Origin of the sequence: Rhizobium tropici CIAT 899 (assembly GCF_000330885.1) — a bacterium.
In the GTDB taxonomy this organism is placed as follows: domain Bacteria; phylum Pseudomonadota; class Alphaproteobacteria; order Rhizobiales; family Rhizobiaceae; genus Rhizobium; species Rhizobium tropici.
In genome coordinates this window covers 1,037,735-1,054,932 of sequence record NC_020059.1, presented here as the reverse complement: position 1 = coordinate 1,054,932, position 17,198 = coordinate 1,037,735, and the positions used below count along the sequence as shown (strand labels likewise).

The window sequence follows — 17,198 nt, the reverse complement described above, 5'->3', positions numbered from 1 at the left end:
CGTCAACGTAACTGAACGGGGCAACCGACACAAGCTGCGTCGGACCTCATTATACTACCAGAAGCATAAGCATGACGCGAATGGTTGTCCCGGTTCAAGTCAGTTCTTATAACAGTGTCAGGACAAATCGATGAATGGCCCTGGCAGCCCGAAATGGTTGCTGTGCCGCCGCCCTAGTACCGGATGATTTTGGATCGAATCGATCCAAAATCATCCGGTACTAGAATCAAACAGGTAGAGCATAATGTCGTCTGAAAACCGATGACACTTTTCAGCATCATGCTCTAAGGGAGACGACACCATGCCGCAGCAGGATGGACAGATTTTCGTCGGCGCGAGCCGCAATCCGGATGACAGCATCAACAAGGACGAGTTCCTGACGCTGAAATTCGGCAACCGTCACGGCCTCGTCACCGGCGCCACCGGCACCGGCAAGACGGTGACGCTGCAGGTTCTGGCGGAAGGGTTTTCCAAGGCGGGCGTGCCCGTCTTCTGTGCCGACATCAAGGGCGATCTTTCGGGTATCGCCGTCAAGGGCGAGCCAAAGGATTTCCTGCTGAAGCGTGCCGAGGAAATCGGCCTGTCGCCCTATGAATTCGATCAGTTCCCGGTCATCTTCTGGGATCTCTATGGCGAAAAAGGCCACCGCGTGCGCACCACCATCGCCGAGATGGGGCCGCTGCTGCTGGCGCGCTTGATGGATGCGTCCGAGGCGCAGGAAGGCGTGCTCAACATCGCCTTCAAGATCGCCGATGAGAACGGCCTGGCGCTGCTTGATCTCAAGGACCTACAGGCGCTGCTGAACTATATGGGCGACAATGCCAGCGAGCTTTCCAGCAAATACGGCCTGATCTCGAAATCTTCCGTCGGCTCGATCCAGCGCGCAATGCTCGTGCTGGAGCAGCAGGGCGCGGAAAATTTCTTCGGCGAGCCGGCGCTGAAAATCTCCGACATCATGCGCGTCAGCAATGACGGTTATGGCCAGGTTTCGGTGCTGGCAGCCGACAAGCTGATGATGAACCCGCGCCTTTATGCCACCTTCCTGCTGTGGCTGCTCTCCGAGCTGTTCGAGGAACTGCCTGAGGTCGGCGATCCGGAAAAGCCGAAGCTGGTCTTCTTCTTCGATGAGGCGCATCTGCTCTTCAACGATGCGCCGAAGGTGCTGATCGAGCGCGTCGAACAGGTGGTGCGCCTGATCCGCTCCAAGGGCGTCGGCGTCTATTTCGTCACCCAGAACCCGCTCGACGTGCCGGAAACGGTGCTGGCGCAGCTCGGCAATCGCGTGCAGCATGCGCTTCGCGCCTATACGCCGCGCGAGCAGAAGGCCGTGCAGACGGCGGCCTCGACATTCCGGCCCAATCCTGCCTTCGATTGCGCCACCGTCATCACGACGCTCGGCACTGGCGAGGCGCTGGTGTCGATGCTTGAGGGCAAGGGTGCGCCCTCCATCGTCGAGCGCACGCTGATCCGCCCGCCATCGGGCCGTATCGGCCCCGTCACCGATGGCGAACGCCAAGCCATCATCAACGGCAGTCCGGTTGCCGGCGTCTATGACGAGACGATCGACCGCGAATCCGCCTATGAGATCCTGACCGAGCGGGCACGCAAGGCGGCGGCGCCGCAGAGCGAGAGTGCCGGCGATGGCTGGACCTTGCCCGGCTTCGGCGGCGACAGCAGCAAGCCGGCAAGCCGCGGCCGTTCGGGCTATCAGCGCGAGACGATCCTGGAAGCGACGATGAAGAGCATGGCCCGCACGGTGGCGACGCAGGTGGGGCGGGCGCTGGTGCGGGGTATTCTCGGCAGCCTGAAGCGGTAAATAATTACCCTCTCCTTGAGGGGGAGGGTCGGAGCGAAGCTTCGGGGTGGGGTGAGCCGCGGCGACCTCTGCAGGTCCGAATGTCACCCCCACCCGCCGCTTTACGGCGACCTCCCCCCTCAAGGGGGAGGTGCTATTTCCCTCAAGCCGACGGTGAAGATCAGCGCACCGGCGCTACCAGCGAGAAGAACGCCCCCTGCGGATCGGTCGCCTGCACGATCCAGCTGCCGCCGGGGACCTCCATCGGGCCGTTGACGATCCTGCCGCCGCCTTCCGTGATGCGGGTGATTGCAGCGTCGATCGCCGGGACGTTGATATAAAAGTTCCAGGCAGCCATCGGCATTTCCGCGGGCTTGGTCATGATGCCGCCGAAGTCGCGATCGCCGATCCGGAAGATCTTGTACTTGCCCATCGGCCCCATGTCGAAATCGGAGCTCAGCTCCCAGCCGAACATCTCGCTATAGAAATCGAAGGCCTTCGGACCGTCGTTGGAATAGAGCTCGTGCCAGCCGAAATAGCCAGGCGTCGCAGGAGCAGGCGGCTCCCAATCCTGGCCCGGCAGCGGGGTGAACAGGCAGAAGGCTGCGCCGTAGGGATCGGAGACGACGGAAAATCGGCCGACGCCCGGAATATCCGCCGGCTCGCGATAGGTCTTGCCGCCCTTGGCGACAACGGTCTTGGTGGCATCATCGACGTTGGGAACGCCGATATAGCCGGTCCAGCAGGGCGGCGTACCCATCGACTTCGCCTCGTCAGGCAGGATCATCAAACCGGCAACGGGGCCTGCACCGGCGCTGAACAGCGTATAGTCCATGCCGACTTCCGGCATGCCCGCATCCGCCGCATCCCAGCCGACGACTTTGGTATAGAAGGCTTCCGCCGCCTTCATGTCCGTCGTCATCAGCTCGTACCAGACAAAATATCCCTTCTCTGCCATGATTTCTCTCCCTATTGTGATTGTGACGGTCATCCGTCTCATCCTGAGCCTGATGTCGGCGCAAGCACATTATGGCCGATGAACGTGACGGGCGAACAATGGTCCTCATCGGTCCGTCCGTTCCCCCGGCAACCAAGGTGTCAGGTATTACCTAGGCACAAAACGCAATAGTTCGACCCCTGTTCCCCAAGGGGCGAATTCTGCGGCCTCATCCGTCGCCTCAATGGCAGCAGGAGCCCGCCTTCGCCGCCTCCTGATATTCGTCGTGGCGTCGCACGAAATCCATCGTGTGGCCTTCATTCCGGCCCTTCGGCGCATTGTCGAGGATCATCAGCGTACCGATCATTTCCTCGCCACCGCGGGCATAGCTGGAATAGGTGTGGAAGATATTGCCGGCTTCATCCTTGTAGAAGGCGCTGAGACCAGGCAACTCGTCGTTGCCGTCGGCGGCGTTCATATCGTTGAAATTATAGAACACCTTTTCACCGGCGAGCTGCTCTTTGGTGAAAGAGACGTGATAGTCGAAATTGAAATCGTTGGCGAAGGACGACACCCAGGGGAAACCCCAGCCCATGCGTTTCTTGTAGGCCTCTATCTTTTCGATCGGCGCGCGGGACACCGCGACCAGCGTGACATCGTGATGGTTGAGATGCGGAAGCGTTCCATCGAAATGATCGGCAAGGAAGGAGCAGCCGGTGCATCCGGCATCCCAATCCGGGCCGAGCATGAAATGATAGACGATCAGCTGACTGCGGCCGTCGAAGAGATCGGCGAGCGTCTTCCTGCCGGCCGGCGCGTCGAAAACATAGTCCTTCTCGACCTTTACCCAAGGCAAGGCCAGGCGTTCCGCATTGACGCGATCGCGAAGATGCGTGGCCTCCTTTTCCCTGGAGAGCAGTTGACGACGGGCCTCCAGCCACACTTCCCTGGAAACGACCTGATTCATTGTCCGCGCCCTCCTCCGGCGTTTCATTCCCAAATCTTGACAAATACATTGATATCAATATTAATGAATCATGTCAAACGCAGTCGAAATCCCCTTTGAAACCACGCTGTTAGTGCGCGACACCTGCCTATGCCTGCATGTTCAGCGAGCAGCGCGCGCTCTTGCCCGTCGCTTTGACGAGGCGTTACGGCCGTTCGGCCTTACCAACGGCCAGTTCTCCCTGATGATGTCCCTGAACCGGCCCGTGCCGGCATCCATGGGATCGGTCACGGCACTCCTGGCAATAGACCAGACGACGCTGACGGCGGCCTTAAAGCCGCTGGAACGGCGGGGATGGGTGAGCATCGTGCCCAATCCAAAAGATCGACGTGCCCGCCTGCTCAGCCTCACCCCATCCGGCAAGGCAGCACTCGCCGCCGCCGCGCCAATCTGGAAGGCGACGCACGCCGCGCTCGAAGAGCGACTGCCCGACGGCAGCGGTGACCGCCTGCGCAGCGATCTTGCTATTCTGCTTTGAATTGCGCCTCAGATAGCCGTGGATCGCCCTCGAAATCCTGTCTTTCGAAGCCGATGCGGCGGCGTGGGAATTCGCACAGCGCCTGTACGCCGACACGCGACAGCCGGATGCGCCAGGTCTGGCGTTCGACGGGTTCATGGGCAGAGAAGCCCCTAGCCGTGAGCAGCGCTATGTTCATGCCCCCGCGAGGATCTCGGACGGAACGATAGAGGATGGCCTCGATGCCGCCGGTTCGCGCCGCCTCTGCAAGTGATTGGCAGGCCTCGTAGTTGATCGGATCGGTCCACAGTTGCCGATCGCGATCCAAGGGAGACGCGGTCAGATCGATCGCCGCCTTCGTCGTAATCGCAGCAGCAAAGGCGGTATATTCGGCGGCATTGGTGGGCAACGGCGTATCGGGGGAATCACGGAAGAAGAGCAGCCGATAGAAGCTCATTTCAGCCAGGGCCGTCTCCACCTGCTCCGAGGCATAGAAGACTCCAAGCGTGCGGCCGGCGCGTCGAAAACGGGAACCGTGGGGATAGATCGCCCCATAGCGAAAGGGGGTGGCAAGGAGATAGTCAAGCCCGGCGCATTCAGGCGGCAGAACCGGCTTGCTTTCCTCGAGGATGCTTTCGAGAAGCGCCTGCTCCTCCAACGTATCGACGAGCTTCAGCGTCGAGACCTGATGCTGCGATTCCACCAGCCGCCAATATTGGCCGGAAATAGCCCTTGCCTCAGACGAGAGCGCGGCGGGCGTCCAGATAGGCAAGGACATCGGTCAAACCAGAAATCGAGATGATCTTGTCGATCGGCGCTGCACCAAAGGCGATATTGCCGTTACGCAGCCATTGCCGCGCCACAGCCTCGTCGCCGCCGACGATAGCGTCGAGCGAACGGAAGAGACGAACAAGAAGCACGGCAAGTTCGAAAGGCTTGCTATCGCGCTCTAGCAGATGATCCTGCCGCTTCATGCGCGACACCGTCGCCTCCGACACGCCGATGATGGCCGCCAGGACACGGGCGTTCAATCCCAGCCTTTCGGCAGCGTTGACGACGGCCTTGGTCATGACGAGTGCTTCGCCGGGCATCGTCTGGCCTATTGCCTGGGTTTTTATCATGACTACTTCCTTTCCCAAGAAAAGATATAGCATTTTTCTTGCAAAAGAAAAAGAGCGGCAGATCAAACTGTCGCTCTTTTTCAATATGTTCCGTATTTCCGGCCTTCAACCGGCCGGCGGCGCGTTTCGCGTCAGACAACAGTAACGGGCACTTCGGTCGAGGTGCGCAGGGCGTGGCTATAGGGGCATACGATATGGGCGGCGGCGGCGAGCTTTTCAGCTTCGGCCTTGTCCAGGCCGGGAATATGGACGGCCAGCGAAACTTCGATACCGAAGCCGGTGCCATCCGCGCGGGGACCGACGCCGACAGTCGCCGTGACCTTTGCATCTTCCGGAATCTTGACCTTCTGCTGGCCTGCGACAAATTTCAAAGCGCCGAGGAAGCAGGCGGAATAGCCGGCTGCAAAGAGCTGCTCAGGATTGGTGCCGGTGGCGCCATCACCGCCAAGCTCCTTAGGAACAGTAAGAGTAACGTCAAGGACGCCATTTTCGGAAACTGCATGGCCGGCGCGGCCACCGGTGGCGGAAGCTTTGGTCGTATAGAGAATAGGCATGTCATGTCTCCTTCGGTTGGATGAGCTTTATATATAACACGATTTAATCGCGCGCAATATATTTTTTGCAGATGTTTCGAGAAAGTGAATGCGACAATGCCGTCAATACGAGGATAGCGATGGTTTGATATGACGGGGAGCCGGACTACGCGACCAGCGCCGGCAGCCGAGGGTCAAGTTGGCAGTGGTTTGAGATCGCTTTCGAGGCGCCGCGTAATTCCGGTCAGGACGGCAAACAAAAAGGGCGCCAGTGGCGCCCTTTTTTCAATGATGCGGTATCAGGCCGTGACCAGGATCGGCGCCCGCTCTGGAACGCGATCATAGAGATCGATGACATCCTGGTTCAGCAGACGGACGCAGCCGGAAGAAACGGCCTTGCCGATGGAGCGCCAGTCGGGGTTGCCATGCAGGCGGTAAAGCGAATCCTGTTTATCCTCGAAAATATAGAGAGCACGCGCGCCCAGCGGGTTCTTCAGGCCCGGGTCCATGCCGCCGTTGGCGATGGAATATTTCACGAGTTCCGGCTGGCGGGCGACCATTTCATCCGGCGGATTCCAGCGCGGCCATTTCTTGCGCCACTGGATGACGCCCCGGCCCTGCCAGGCAAAGCCTTCGCGGCCGACGCCGATACCGTAGCGCATCGCCGTGCCCCCTTGCTCGGTGACATAGAGCATGCGCTGGGTAGTGTTGACGATCACGCTGCCGGGTGCCTCGCCTGTGGGGTCGACCACCCGCTGACGATAGAAGCGCGGATCGATCTGCTGGTAGGGAACCGCCGGAATGATGAAGCCGCCATCCTCGACGGAAGCGTAGATTACGGCCGGATCGGGTTGCTCGCCGTCATAGCTGGAGAACCAGGTGCGGAACGGCCTCGGCGAGCCGGTATATTGAACCGGGCTGACGACGGGGCCGCTATTGATGGTGGAGGCACAGCTGGCAAGCGTCGAAACAGCGCCGAGACCAGCAAGAGCGAGGAAATTACGTCGGGATAAGGATGAAGGAAGGCTCATGTCGACAGCATAGTTCCTTTGCTGGAGGAAGCGAAAACCCGCATCAACAGGCTGATTCGGTTCCCCGAGAGGTTCGCAGAGACAGAGGCAAAACTAAAGAGCGCTAATCATCCCGACTATCGCACTTATGCAACATCACGAAAATTTGTGGTAAAATACTGCTACAGAACGACAATTTCCGCCTTTTCAGGCACTCGATTGTAGAGATCCATCACGTCCTGGTTGAGCATACGAACGCATCCAGAGGATGCGGCCTTGCCGATAGACTGCCAATCCGGTGTGCCGTGAACCCGGTAAAGCGTATCCCGTCCGCCCTGATAGATGTAGAGCGCACGTGCGCCGAGCGGATTCGTCGGCCCGGGATTCATGCCGCCGCGCTCGGCCGATAGCGGCCTGATCTGCGGGTCGCGCGCGACCATTTCGGCTGGCGGCGTCCAGCGCGGCCATTTCTGCTTCCACTGGATCACGCCCCTGCCATGCCAGGCATAACCGGCAGCACCCAGGCCGACGCCATAGCGCATCGCCTTGCCGCCCGGTTCGACGAAATACAGGAAATGGTCGCGCGTATCGACAACGATGGTGCCGGGGCGCTCCTTGGTCTGGTAATCCACTTCCTGCCGCAGGAAGCGCGTGTCGATGCGCTTATACGGGATGGCCGGCAGCGTGAAATCATCCTCGCTGCGCTGTGCATACATGGCCTGATGCACCGGATTGAAGGTCGGCAGACCATAGGTCTGATGGAATTGCGTCTGGAAGAGATCGCGCGCCTGCGGCACGGGCTGCACCGGCAGGCGTTTTACCCTGTTCGGCTCGATACCCTCGGGACGATAGAAGACCGGCGTGGTTTCCTGCACGAAACGATCCGGGTCGGTGGCGCCCGTGTCAGGAATGATGCTGCAGGCGGACAATGCTGCCAGAGAGGCAAGAGCGAGCAGGCGATAGGAAACGGGCAGCAGATCGACCATTCTCGGAAACCAGTTGGGACACATCGGATCGGCCGCATAATGACCGCCGCGGCTGGAGCGAGGCTGGCGTCGAGCACCAGATAGCGCGAGCGAAGATATTGCGCGGATCCGCCAAACTTCTGTTTTCCCATGCGGCATCATGGGCTAGACCATTATCGGACGGAGGATCGCATGAATATCGACAGTCTCGACCCGAGCATTTTCGGCCAGACCGACCACAAGGCGTGGCTGAAGCTGGTGGAAAGGGCGCTGAAAGGCAAGGATTTCGAGGAGGCGCTTGCATCGCGAACGGATGATGGCATCGCCATCCAGCCGCTTTACGAGCGGCGACGCGATTATGCTCCGCTCTCGCGTCGGCGGGCCGACCTTTCCTGGACGGTGACGCAGCGCATGGACGATCCGGACCCCGAGCGAGCAATGGCGCAGCTCAGCGACGATCTTGCCAACGGCGCAAGCGGTATCAGCCTCATCTCCAAAACCTCTGCTTCGGCCTTCGGCGTCGGCATGGATGTTCAGTCGCTAATCTTTTCCGAAGTGCTGGCAGCAGCATCGGCCAAGACTCCAACTCTGCGCCTCGATGGCCTTTCTTCCAGCGTCGCGAAAATAATGGCAGCCTCGATTGTTGATGGGGATGCCCAAAGGCTGCATCTTGGGCTCGACGCTTTCTTGTCAGCCGGAAATTTTGCCAGTTTTTCGAGCGACATCAGATACTTCAAAGAATTGAATCCGGCTGGGACGATCGTCAATGCAGACGGTCGCATGGTGCATAATGCCGGCGGAACCGAGGTGCAGGAGCTGGCGGTCATGGCCGCAAGCCTCGTCGGTCATCTGAGATTGCTCGAAGAGGCCGGCCTTTCGCCGGAAGCAGCGCTTGCGGCAACCAGCCTTTGCCTTTCGGCCGATCAGAACCAATTCACGACGATCGCGAAGATGCGCGCCGCACGGCTGATCTTTACCCGGATCGCCGAGGCCTGCGGCGTCGCCAATCCACAGCCGGCGCATCTCTTTGCGGAGACGAGCTATCGCATGCTGACCCGCCTCGATCCAGAGACGAATATTCTGCGCAACACGATCGCGGTCTTTTCGTCCGGCGTCGGCGGCGCCGACGAAATCTGCGTTCTGCCGCACAGCCTGACGCACGGCATTCCCGATCCGCTGGCACGACGTCTGGCACGCAACACGCAGACGATCCTGGTGGCGGAGAGCCATCTCGATCATGTCGTTGATCCTGCAGCGGGAGCCGGCGGTATCGAGACGCTGACCGATGCACTGGCCGAGCGGGCCTGGGGTATCTTTATCGAGATCGAAAGCAAGGGCGGATTGGCGAAGGTCATTTCCAGCGGTCGCCTGGCGGCGATGGTCGCGGAGGCGCGCGAGAGCCGCATCGCCAAGCCGATCGTGGGTACGACGCTGTTTGCCATGAAAACCGAGCGGCCGGTGACGGTTTTGGGGCCTTTGGGTCCGATTGCCGGCGGGATGGGGTTGATGCCGGGTACGGCTGGATGAAGGGGTGGAGGGATGAGAATGAATATTGCGCTTGAGGCAAGTGCGATACCCCCCTCTGTCGCTTTCGCGACATCTCCCCCACAAGGGGGGAGATCGTTCGGAGAGTGCCGCATGCCCTGCAACGGAACCCAACATCATGTCAGCCAATCACATGAACGTTTAGGGCAGACAAGTGCCACGCGCTGCCAATCTCCCCCCTTGTGGGGGAGATGTCACGAAGTGACAGAGGGCGGTAACGGGCCCTCCACCTTCACGGAGGCATCCGCTGCATGACCAAGGTTCCCAACTTCGCCACCATCCCCTGGGCCAAGCCGCAGGCAACGGCGCCGACAATCGACACCTCCGCCTGGGAGACTCCCGAAGGCATCAGCGTCAAGCGCTCCTACCGCGAAAGCGACCTCGCCGGCCTGAAGTTTTTGGACACCTATCCCGGCGCGGCACCATTTGTGCGCGGCCCCTATCCGACAATGTATGTCCAGCAGCCCTGGACTATCCGCCAATATGCCGGCTTCTCCACGGCGGAAGAATCCAATGCCTTCTACCGCCGCAATCTCGCCGCCGGCCAGAAAGGGCTCTCGGTCGCCTTCGATCTTGCCACCCACCGCGGTTATGACAGCGATCATCCGCGGGTGGCGGGCGATGTCGGCATGGCGGGTGTGGCAATCGATTCCATCCTCGACATGCGCCAGCTCTTCGATGGCATTCCGCTTGATGAGATGAGCGTCTCAATGACCATGAACGGCGCGGTGCTGCCGATCATGGCGCTTTATATCGTCGCAGCGGAGGAACAGGGCGTTTCCGAGGACAAGCTGTCGGGCACGATCCAGAACGACATCCTCAAGGAGTTCATGGTCCGCAACACCTATATCTACCCGCCGCAGCCCTCGATGCGCATCGTTTCGGACATCTTCAGCTATACCAGCCAGCGGATGCCGAAGTTCAACTCGATCTCGATCTCCGGCTACCACATGCAGGAGGCTGGCGCGACGGCGGATCTCGAGCTCGCCTACACGATCGCCGACGGCATCGAATATGCGCGCGCGGGCGTTGCCGCGGGTCTCGATATAGACAGTTTCGCCCCTCGCCTCTCCTTCTTCTGGGCCGTCGGCATGAACTTCTTCATGGAGGTCGCCAAGATGCGCGCCGGACGGCTGATCTGGGCAGCGCTGATGCGGAAGAATTTCGCGCCGAAGGACCAGAAATCCCTCGCGCTCAGGACCCACAGCCAGACCTCCGGCTGGTCGCTGACGGCGCAGGACCCGATGAACAACATCATCCGCACCATGGTCGAGGCGATGGCGGCGACACAGGGGCATACGCAATCGCTCCATACCAATTCCTTCGACGAAGCCTTGGCTCTGCCGACCGATCATTCCGCCCGGATCGCCCGCAACACGCAGATCCTCTTGCAGAAGGAATCGGGCACGACAGGCATCATCGATCCATGGGGCGGCTCAGCCTATGTCGAGCGACTAACCCATGATCTGGCAACCCGCGCCCTTGCCCATATCGAGGAGGTGGAGGCGCTCGGCGGCATGGCGAAGGCGATCGAGAAGGGCATCCCCAAGCTTCGTATCGAGGAAGCCGCGGCCCGAACGCAGGCGCGCATCGACAGCGGCCATCAGACCGTCGTCGGCGTGAATTTTTCCAAACCGGAGCAGGATATCGAAGTCGATGTCCTGAAGGTCGAGAATTCCGAGGTGCGTGCACGCCAGCTTTCCAAGCTGCAGCAGCTGAAGGGCACGCGCGAGACGACAGCCGTCGAAACAGCCCTGGATGCCTTAACGGATGCCGCGCGAAACGGCACCGGCAATCTGCTCGATTTTGCCGTCAAGGCAGCGAGAGCGAGAGCCACCGTCGGCGAAATCTCGATGGCGCTCGAAAAAGCCTATGGACGTCATGTCGCCGAGATCAGGACCATCTCCGGTGTCTACCGCAAGGAAGTCGGCTCCGAAGATCCGGTCTTCAATACGGCAGTGGCCAAAATCGAGGCGTTCCGCAGGGCGCGGGGCGAGAAGCCGCGCATCCTCATCGCCAAGATGGGCCAGGATGGACACGATCGCGGCCAGAAGGTCATCGCCACGGCCTTTGCCGATCTCGGTTTCGATGTCGTCGTCGGTGCGATGTTCCAGACGCCTGAGGAAGTCGCCGACGTCGCCGTGCGCGAGGGCGTCGACATCGTCGGCGCATCGTCGCTTGCCGCCGGTCATCTGACGCTGGTGCCGGAATTGAAGGAGGCGCTCATCCGACGTCATGCCCGCAACATTCTGATTGCGGTCGGCGGCGTCATCCCGCCGCAGGATTTTGCGGCGCTGGAGGCAGCCGGAGCCGATGCGATCTTTCCGCCCGGAACCGTAATTGCAGAAGCGGCGACAGCACTGATCGAGAAGCTGATGGCTTGAAAAGCGACGCGCGGAGAGGCCTCCGGCTATCTCCCGCGCCGCTCTTATAGGGAACTGGTTTAAACGGCCACGCTCTTGAAGAATTCGATGCTCTGCTCGATCTCGCCCGGCAGCGCCGAATTATGGCTGCCTGGCACAGTCGCCATCTCCATCTTCACGCCTGCAGCCGTCGCCCGCTTTGCAAGCAGGGCCAGACGCGAATCGAAGTGAGCTTCCTCCGTGCCGTGAAACAACTTTATCGGGCTTTTGAAACTGTGCGCATAGCAGAGCGGCGAGCGCATCTGGTATTCGCGCGGGTTCCCGGTGTTGAAACGGATATCCTGCGGATAGCGGCCGAAGAAGGCATAGGCATCCGGATTGCCCGATATGGGCGCGACCGCCCGGAAGCGATGGGTCGACATCGCAGCCAGCATGGCGAGCGTGCCGCCGATGCTGTGCCCGGCCAGGAACATGCGGTGCGGATCGACACCCGGCAGATGCCGCAGCCGGTTGGAAGCAGCCAACACATCGGCAACCTCGTCGTAAAAACCCGAAAAATTGCCCTTCTGGCCGTTTTCTCCACGCATGGAGGGGATCATGACGACGTAGCCGGCCTCGACATAGGGCTTTATCAGCTGCCAATGCCCCTGGCCGATGGCGTTGCCGCCATGCAGGAACAATACGGCCGGCTTCTGCTTCTCCGAACGCGTATAGCGGGAAACCCAGGCAACGAGCTCCAGTTCCTCGCCAACGCCGCTGCGATAGAAAAGCCGTTCGGCCGTCGATGGCGTAACGAGCCTCTCGTAGATATCGGGGGCCGGTCCCTTGCTCAGGAGATCGGTTCGAAACAGGTGGCGCTCCTTGGCATAATCGCCCGAAAGCAGCGGCGGCGCATCCTCGGCCTTTTCATCGCTCCGGGCGATCGCCTTTGTCTCGGCGGGCTTGCTGCCTGTGGTGCTGTCATCAGCCGCCCTGACGATTGCGGGCGCAAAAAGCGTAACGGCGATACCGGCAAGAACGCCGCGGCGATTGGGACGAAATGCGTTGTCGTCAGACATGGTCATGAGCTCTGTCTAAATGTCCCGGCGCAGTGCAAATCTGCACGGGTTGAAAGGCAAGGCCAACTCACTTTGTGGTGAGGAATCGCCCTGCGCTATTCATCGACAACCGGAGCCTTGGCGTCAATCATCGCGATCAAAGTTTCCAGCCTGTCGGCCTCGTAGGGCGGCTTGTCTGGCCGTAGCCTTGCAATGCGGGGAAAGCGCATGGCAACGCCGGATTTATGGCGGGTGGAACGATTGATGCCTTCGAAGGCGACCTCGAGCACGAAACCGAAATCGCGATCGGCACGCACGGCACGCACCGGGCCGAAACGATCGACCGTATTATTGCGCACGAACTTGTCGAGCACTTCCAACTCGGCATCGGTAAAGCCGAAATAGGCCTTGCCGACCGGAACCAGCTGCTCGCCCTCGGGCGTCATCGCCCAGACGCCGAAGGTGAAATCGGAATAGTAGCTGGAGCGCTTGCCATGGCCCCGCTGCGCATACATCAGCACGGCATCGACATTATAGGGATCGCGCTTCCACTTGAACCATGGGCCTTTGGCGCGGCCTGCGAGATAGGCGCTGTCCCTGCGCTTGATCATCACACCTTCGATGACCGGGTCGGGCGGCGAGGAGCGCAGCCGGTCGAGCTCCTCCCAAGAAATGAAATCGACGAGCGGCGATAGATCGAAACGGTCGTGCGGTGCCGCCTCGATGATCTCGGTCAGCCGCTCGCGCCGATCGAGGAAGCCACGGGCGCGCACGTCCTCCGCACCGTCAAAGAGGAGATCATAGGCGCGGATGAAGGCCGGAAACTCGTCGAGCATCTTCGAAGTCACAGTCTTACGATTCAGGCGCTGCTGCAGATCGGAAAAGCTGCGCGTCGGGCTGTTGGAACGCACGGTGCCGCCGACCAGCAGCTCGCCATCCATAACACCCTCGAAGTTCATGGCGTCCACAACGTCGGGAAAGGCTCCGGATATGTCATCGCCGGAGCGAGAATAGAGCTTGCTCGTGGCGCCCGCGCGCGAAAGCTGGACGCGGATGCCATCCCATTTCCATTCGGCGGCGAAATCGCGGGGGTCGAGCCCGTGGAGATCGCCCGGTTCGACCGGGTTGGCGAGCATGACGGAATGGAAGATCGCCGGCGTCGCCAGAATCGGCTTCTCGCCCTTGCCCTCAAGCCAGTGGAACAGGCTTTCATAGGGCGGTTGCAGGCCATGCCACAACGTCTCGATTTCCGTTACATCCTTGCCGCTCATCTCAGCCAGCGCCTGCTTGGCAAGCCGAGCCGAGACGCCGATGCGCATCGCACCCGTCGCAAGCTTTAAGAATGCGAAACGGCCCGAAGTATCCAACCGATCAAGCAGATCGCGGACGAAGCTGCGCACCTCCGTCCGCCCAAGCGCATTCATGCGCCTGATAACCTCGCCGAGTTTCGGCTGCGCGCCGGCAGGGCGCTCGATGTCGCTCTCCTTGTCCCAGACCAGCGAGATCGTTTCGGCGAGATCGCCGACATAATCGTAGGAGTAGCGGAACAGCACCTCGTCCATACGTTCGAGAACAAGCTCGCGCAGCATAGCGGGCTTGACGTTGCGCACCTCGAGCGTGCCGGCAATGGCGGCCAGACCATAGCCGCGGTCCGGGTCTGGCGTATCGCGGAAATAATCGGTCAGCAGCTTCAGCTTGCCATTGCGGCTCGGCGTCAGCACTAGGCGGTCGAGAAGGTCGGCAAAGGCTTTCATCAATCGCCCTCGTCTTCATAGCCGATGAGATGCAGCGGCCTGGCGACAATACCTTGAAGCTCGCACCAGCGTACCAGCGCCTCTTCGCGGCCGTGCGTGACCCAGACCTCGCTCGGCTTCAGATCGGAGATCGTCTCGGTCAGCTCCGGCCAGTCGCAATGATCCGATATGACCAGCGGCAGCTCGACGCCGAGCTGTTTGGCGCGCTGACGCACCATCATCCAGCCGGAAGCGAAGGCCGGCAGAGGATCGTGAAAGCGCCGCGCCCAGCGATCCTGAAACGCGGAGGGCGGGCCGACGACGACGGCGCCGTGGAAGATCGACTGATCGCGGCTTTCGATGGTGGCCGGCTTGAGTTCGCCGAGCGCGATGCCCTGGCTCACATAATAATCGCAGAGTGTTTCCAATGCGCCGTGAATATAGATCGGCTTATCATAGCCGGCATCGCGCAGCAGTCGGATGACGCGCTGCGCCTTGCCGAGGGCATAGGCGCCGATCAGATGCGTTCGTTCCGGAAACTGGCGAAGCGAAGCCAGGAGCTTGCGCGTTTCGGACATCGGATCCGGGTGATGGAAAACCGGCAGGCCGAAGGTCGCCTCGGTGATGAAGACGTCGCAGGGAACCGGGACATAGGCTTCACAGGTCGGGTCCGGCCGGCGCTTATAATCGCCTGAGACCACGATGCGCAGTCCATCCTTCTCCACGGCGATCTGAGCAGAGCCGAGCACATGGCCGGCGGGATAGAACCGCACCTTTACGCCATTGATCGTCACTTCCTCGCCGAAGGCAATCGCCTGCTCCGACCCGGCAAAGCCATCGCCGTAGCGGATGCGCATGATATCGAGCGTCTGGCGCGTGGCGAGCACATGCGCGTGGCCGGAGCGGGCATGATCCGAATGACCATGTGTAACGAGCGCCCGCTCGACCGGTTGCACAGGATCGATATGGAAACCGCCGATCGGGCAGAACAAGCCCTCGGGCGCCGGATAAAGCAGTTGATCGGGTCTCATGATTAAAGAGGATAGCGCGATTTGCACGATTAGGTAGCGATGGCGGCAGCTTTTTGATCGAATCCGGGTATCGGTTGCCGATACGGCAGGTCGAAGACAAGGACGGCAGCCCCTGTCTGAGCCACTAAATGAAATGGAACAGTTCTGCTCTTCGGCCGCTCAGCGCATTGATCAGCGGCGCATGCATCAAAACGGCACAGATAGTCTTGGCACGATTTCTGCTTCGTAAGCGCCGTTCCAGGAGCTCGCAATGATCCAACGCCGCACCTTCGTCGCTTCCCTCGCCGTCTCGGCGGCGGCCGGCCTGCTTACGCCGCGCGTTTTCGCCGCGCCGCTGGCCAAGATGGCCGGTGCCGAGCTGCGCGGTCCTATCGATGCCGTTGCGCTGAAGACGACGCCGGGCGCCAACGACTTCAAGAGCGGCAAGCTGCAGGCGATGATCGACAATGCGGCACGGACCAACATGCCGCTCTTCCTGCCGCCGGGCAAATACAATATCTCCAACCTGACATTGCCGGATAACACCCGTATCACCGGCGTTCCCGGTGCTTCACGGCTGGTCTATAGCGGCGACGGCCACCTGATGAATGCTGACAAGGCCAAGCGTATCGAGCTTTCCGGCCTCGTGCTCGATGGCGGCAATCGCTGGCTCGCTGATTATGCAGGTGGCCTTCTGCAATTTACCGGCGTCGACGAGGTGCTGATCGACAATTGCGAAGTTACCGGCAGCCGCAAGCATGCTCTGCAGCTCGAACGTTGCGGCGGCCGGATCGAGCGCAGCCGCATCTCCGGTGCGGCGGAAGCCGGCATCTATTCCGTCCAGTCAACCGGATTGACGTTGACAGGCAATCGCGTCGAGGATTGCGGCAATGGCGGTATTCTGATCCATCGTTGGGACAAGGCCGAGGATGGCAGCAGTGTCATCAACAATCGCATTGCCCGCATTCGCGCCAATGGCGGCGGCACCGGCCAGAACGGCAACGGCATCAACGTCTTCCGCGCCGATGGCGTCACGGTTTCGGGCAATCAGATCACCGATTGCGCTTTCACCGCCATCCGCGCCAATTCGGCATCGAATGTGCAGATCTCGAACAATCAGTGCCTGCGTTCGGGCGAAACGGCCATCTACTGCGAATTCGAATTCGTCGGCGCCACGATCAACAACAACCTTGTCGATGGCGCAACGAACGGCATCTCGGTCACCAATTTCGACAAGGGCGGAAGGCTTGCCTCGGTGACAGGCAATGTCATCCGCAATCTTTCGCTGACAGCGCCCTACGCGCAGGATGGTGGCTTCGGTATCGGTATCCTGGCGGAAGCCGATACGCTTGTTGCCGACAACGTCATCGAGAATGCGCCGCTCTGGGGCATGCGCCTCGGCTGGGGGCAATATCTCCGCAATGTCGTTGCAACCGGCAATATCGTCAGACATGCCGGCATCGGCTGCGTCGTCTCGGTTGCGGATGGTGCCGGTTCGGCGGTGATTGCGGGCAACCTCTTCCAGGAGATGCAGCAGGCTGCCATCATGGGCTTTCGGTGGGATAAGCCTGCATCGGGCGACCTCACCAAGGGAAGCGCGCAGTTCCCGCAATTGACCATCGAAAACAACAGACTGGCTTAACGCATGCCGCGCAAAAATATGCAGCGGTTTTGCGATAACGGCAT

General features: G+C 60.6%; 15 protein-coding genes. 5 read left to right on the top strand and 10 right to left on the bottom strand.

Translation table 11 applies throughout. The features are described from left to right. Positions 1-301: 301 nt before the first annotated feature. Positions 302-1,816 (top strand): helicase HerA-like C-terminal domain-containing protein, encoded by a 1,515-nt coding sequence (locus RTCIAT899_RS05110; protein ID WP_015339164.1) that lies wholly within the window; start codon positions 302-304, stop codon positions 1,814-1,816. Between the two features lie 160 nt (positions 1,817-1,976). On the opposite strand, the gene RTCIAT899_RS05105 is transcribed toward RTCIAT899_RS05110, so the two are convergent. Together RTCIAT899_RS05105 and RTCIAT899_RS05100 are read right to left on the bottom strand one after the other, a co-directional pair. After that, positions 1,977-2,753 carry a VOC family protein gene (locus RTCIAT899_RS05105; RefSeq protein WP_015339163.1) on the bottom strand — a complete coding sequence of 259 codons (777 nt, stop codon included), beginning with the start codon at positions 2,751-2,753 and terminating at the stop codon, positions 1,977-1,979. Between the two features lie 220 nt (positions 2,754-2,973). Beyond that, a complete protein-coding gene (locus RTCIAT899_RS05100; RefSeq protein ID WP_015339162.1) occupies positions 2,974-3,699 on the bottom strand; it encodes a DUF899 domain-containing protein in 726 nt (241 codons plus the stop codon). Between the two features lie 70 nt (positions 3,700-3,769). Here RTCIAT899_RS05100 and RTCIAT899_RS05095 point away from each other — a divergent pair, with 70 nt between their 5' ends. Further along, positions 3,770-4,216, top strand: a complete 447-nt coding sequence (locus RTCIAT899_RS05095; RefSeq protein WP_041677291.1) for a MarR family winged helix-turn-helix transcriptional regulator — start codon at positions 3,770-3,772, stop codon at positions 4,214-4,216. Here RTCIAT899_RS05095 and RTCIAT899_RS05090 read toward each other — a convergent pair. The 5 genes from RTCIAT899_RS05090 to RTCIAT899_RS05070 form a co-directional block, all read right to left on the bottom strand. After that, complete coding sequence (locus RTCIAT899_RS05090) at positions 4,203-4,973, bottom strand: RES family NAD+ phosphorylase (protein WP_015339160.1); 771 nt, start codon at positions 4,971-4,973, stop codon at positions 4,203-4,205. The two genes, RTCIAT899_RS05095 and RTCIAT899_RS05090, sit on opposite strands and share 14 nt — an antisense overlap. Then, positions 4,933-5,316, bottom strand: a complete 384-nt coding sequence (locus tag RTCIAT899_RS05085) for an MbcA/ParS/Xre antitoxin family protein (RefSeq protein WP_015339159.1) — start codon at positions 5,314-5,316, stop codon at positions 4,933-4,935. The genes RTCIAT899_RS05090 and RTCIAT899_RS05085 overlap by 41 nt, the downstream gene beginning before the upstream one ends. Before the next feature lie 131 nt (positions 5,317-5,447). Beyond that, entirely contained in the window at positions 5,448-5,870 is a 423-nt protein-coding gene (locus tag RTCIAT899_RS05080) for an organic hydroperoxide resistance protein (RefSeq protein WP_015339158.1), read from the bottom strand. Between the two features lie 278 nt (positions 5,871-6,148). Further along, entirely contained in the window at positions 6,149-6,880 is a 732-nt protein-coding gene (locus RTCIAT899_RS05075; RefSeq protein WP_015339157.1) for a L,D-transpeptidase family protein, read from the bottom strand. 161 nt (positions 6,881-7,041) lie between these two features. Beyond that, entirely contained in the window at positions 7,042-7,845 is an 804-nt protein-coding gene (locus tag RTCIAT899_RS05070; protein WP_041677288.1) for a L,D-transpeptidase, read from the bottom strand. Between the two features lie 171 nt (positions 7,846-8,016). Here RTCIAT899_RS05070 and RTCIAT899_RS05065 point away from each other — a divergent pair, with 171 nt between their 5' ends. Both RTCIAT899_RS05065 and scpA read left to right on the top strand, forming a co-directional pair. Further along, on the top strand, positions 8,017-9,351 hold the full coding sequence (locus RTCIAT899_RS05065) for a methylmalonyl-CoA mutase family protein (RefSeq protein ID WP_015339155.1): 1,335 nt from the start codon (positions 8,017-8,019) through the stop codon (positions 9,349-9,351). A 269-nt stretch (positions 9,352-9,620) separates the two neighbouring features. Next, positions 9,621-11,753, top strand: a complete 2,133-nt coding sequence (gene scpA, locus RTCIAT899_RS05060; RefSeq protein WP_015339154.1) for a methylmalonyl-CoA mutase — start codon at positions 9,621-9,623, stop codon at positions 11,751-11,753. A 59-nt stretch (positions 11,754-11,812) separates the two neighbouring features. Here scpA and RTCIAT899_RS05055 read toward each other — a convergent pair whose 3' ends face one another. From RTCIAT899_RS05055 to RTCIAT899_RS05045, 3 genes are all read right to left on the bottom strand, one after another. Continuing rightward, complete coding sequence (locus tag RTCIAT899_RS05055) at positions 11,813-12,796, bottom strand: alpha/beta hydrolase family protein (RefSeq protein ID WP_015339153.1); 984 nt, start codon at positions 12,794-12,796, stop codon at positions 11,813-11,815. 89 nt (positions 12,797-12,885) lie between these two features. Further along, positions 12,886-14,523: a cisplatin damage response ATP-dependent DNA ligase gene (locus tag RTCIAT899_RS05050; protein ID WP_041677286.1), complete on the bottom strand. Its 1,638-nt coding sequence runs from the start codon at positions 14,521-14,523 to the stop codon at positions 12,886-12,888. Then, positions 14,523-15,533, bottom strand: a complete 1,011-nt coding sequence (locus RTCIAT899_RS05045) for a ligase-associated DNA damage response exonuclease (protein ID WP_015339151.1) — start codon at positions 15,531-15,533, stop codon at positions 14,523-14,525. Before RTCIAT899_RS05045 ends, RTCIAT899_RS05050 begins: the two co-directional genes overlap by 1 nt. Before the next feature lie 250 nt (positions 15,534-15,783). Between RTCIAT899_RS05045 and RTCIAT899_RS05040 the strand changes: the two genes are divergently transcribed. Continuing rightward, positions 15,784-17,154, top strand: a complete 1,371-nt coding sequence (locus RTCIAT899_RS05040) for a TIGR03808 family TAT-translocated repetitive protein (protein WP_015339150.1) — start codon at positions 15,784-15,786, stop codon at positions 17,152-17,154. The last annotated feature ends 44 nt before the right edge of the window (positions 17,155-17,198 follow it).

What these genes read in the sequence shown, in the direction of transcription:
- RTCIAT899_RS05110 (WP_015339164.1), top strand. Translation starts at nt 302, where the DNA reads ATGCCGCAGCAGGATGGACAGATTTTCGTCGGCGCGAGCCGCAATCCG.
- RTCIAT899_RS05105 (WP_015339163.1), bottom strand. Translation starts at nt 2,753, where the DNA reads ATGGCAGAGAAGGGATATTTTGTCTGGTACGAGCTGATGACGACGGAC.
- RTCIAT899_RS05100 (WP_015339162.1), bottom strand. Translation starts at nt 3,699, where the DNA reads ATGAATCAGGTCGTTTCCAGGGAAGTGTGGCTGGAGGCCCGTCGTCAA.
- RTCIAT899_RS05095 (WP_041677291.1), top strand. Translation starts at nt 3,770, where the DNA reads ATGTCAAACGCAGTCGAAATCCCCTTTGAAACCACGCTGTTAGTGCGC.
- RTCIAT899_RS05090 (WP_015339160.1), bottom strand. Translation starts at nt 4,973, where the DNA reads ATGTCCTTGCCTATCTGGACGCCCGCCGCGCTCTCGTCTGAGGCAAGG.
- RTCIAT899_RS05085 (WP_015339159.1), bottom strand. Translation starts at nt 5,316, where the DNA reads ATGATAAAAACCCAGGCAATAGGCCAGACGATGCCCGGCGAAGCACTC.
- RTCIAT899_RS05080 (WP_015339158.1), bottom strand. Translation starts at nt 5,870, where the DNA reads ATGCCTATTCTCTATACGACCAAAGCTTCCGCCACCGGTGGCCGCGCC.
- RTCIAT899_RS05075 (WP_015339157.1), bottom strand. Translation starts at nt 6,880, where the DNA reads ATGAGCCTTCCTTCATCCTTATCCCGACGTAATTTCCTCGCTCTTGCT.
- RTCIAT899_RS05070 (WP_041677288.1), bottom strand. Translation starts at nt 7,845, where the DNA reads ATGGTCGATCTGCTGCCCGTTTCCTATCGCCTGCTCGCTCTTGCCTCT.
- RTCIAT899_RS05065 (WP_015339155.1), top strand. Translation starts at nt 8,017, where the DNA reads ATGAATATCGACAGTCTCGACCCGAGCATTTTCGGCCAGACCGACCAC.
- scpA (WP_015339154.1), top strand. Translation starts at nt 9,621, where the DNA reads ATGACCAAGGTTCCCAACTTCGCCACCATCCCCTGGGCCAAGCCGCAG.
- RTCIAT899_RS05055 (WP_015339153.1), bottom strand. Translation starts at nt 12,796, where the DNA reads ATGACCATGTCTGACGACAACGCATTTCGTCCCAATCGCCGCGGCGTT.
- RTCIAT899_RS05050 (WP_041677286.1), bottom strand. Translation starts at nt 14,523, where the DNA reads ATGAAAGCCTTTGCCGACCTTCTCGACCGCCTAGTGCTGACGCCGAGC.
- RTCIAT899_RS05045 (WP_015339151.1), bottom strand. Translation starts at nt 15,533, where the DNA reads ATGAGACCCGATCAACTGCTTTATCCGGCGCCCGAGGGCTTGTTCTGC.
- RTCIAT899_RS05040 (WP_015339150.1), top strand. Translation starts at nt 15,784, where the DNA reads ATGATCCAACGCCGCACCTTCGTCGCTTCCCTCGCCGTCTCGGCGGCG.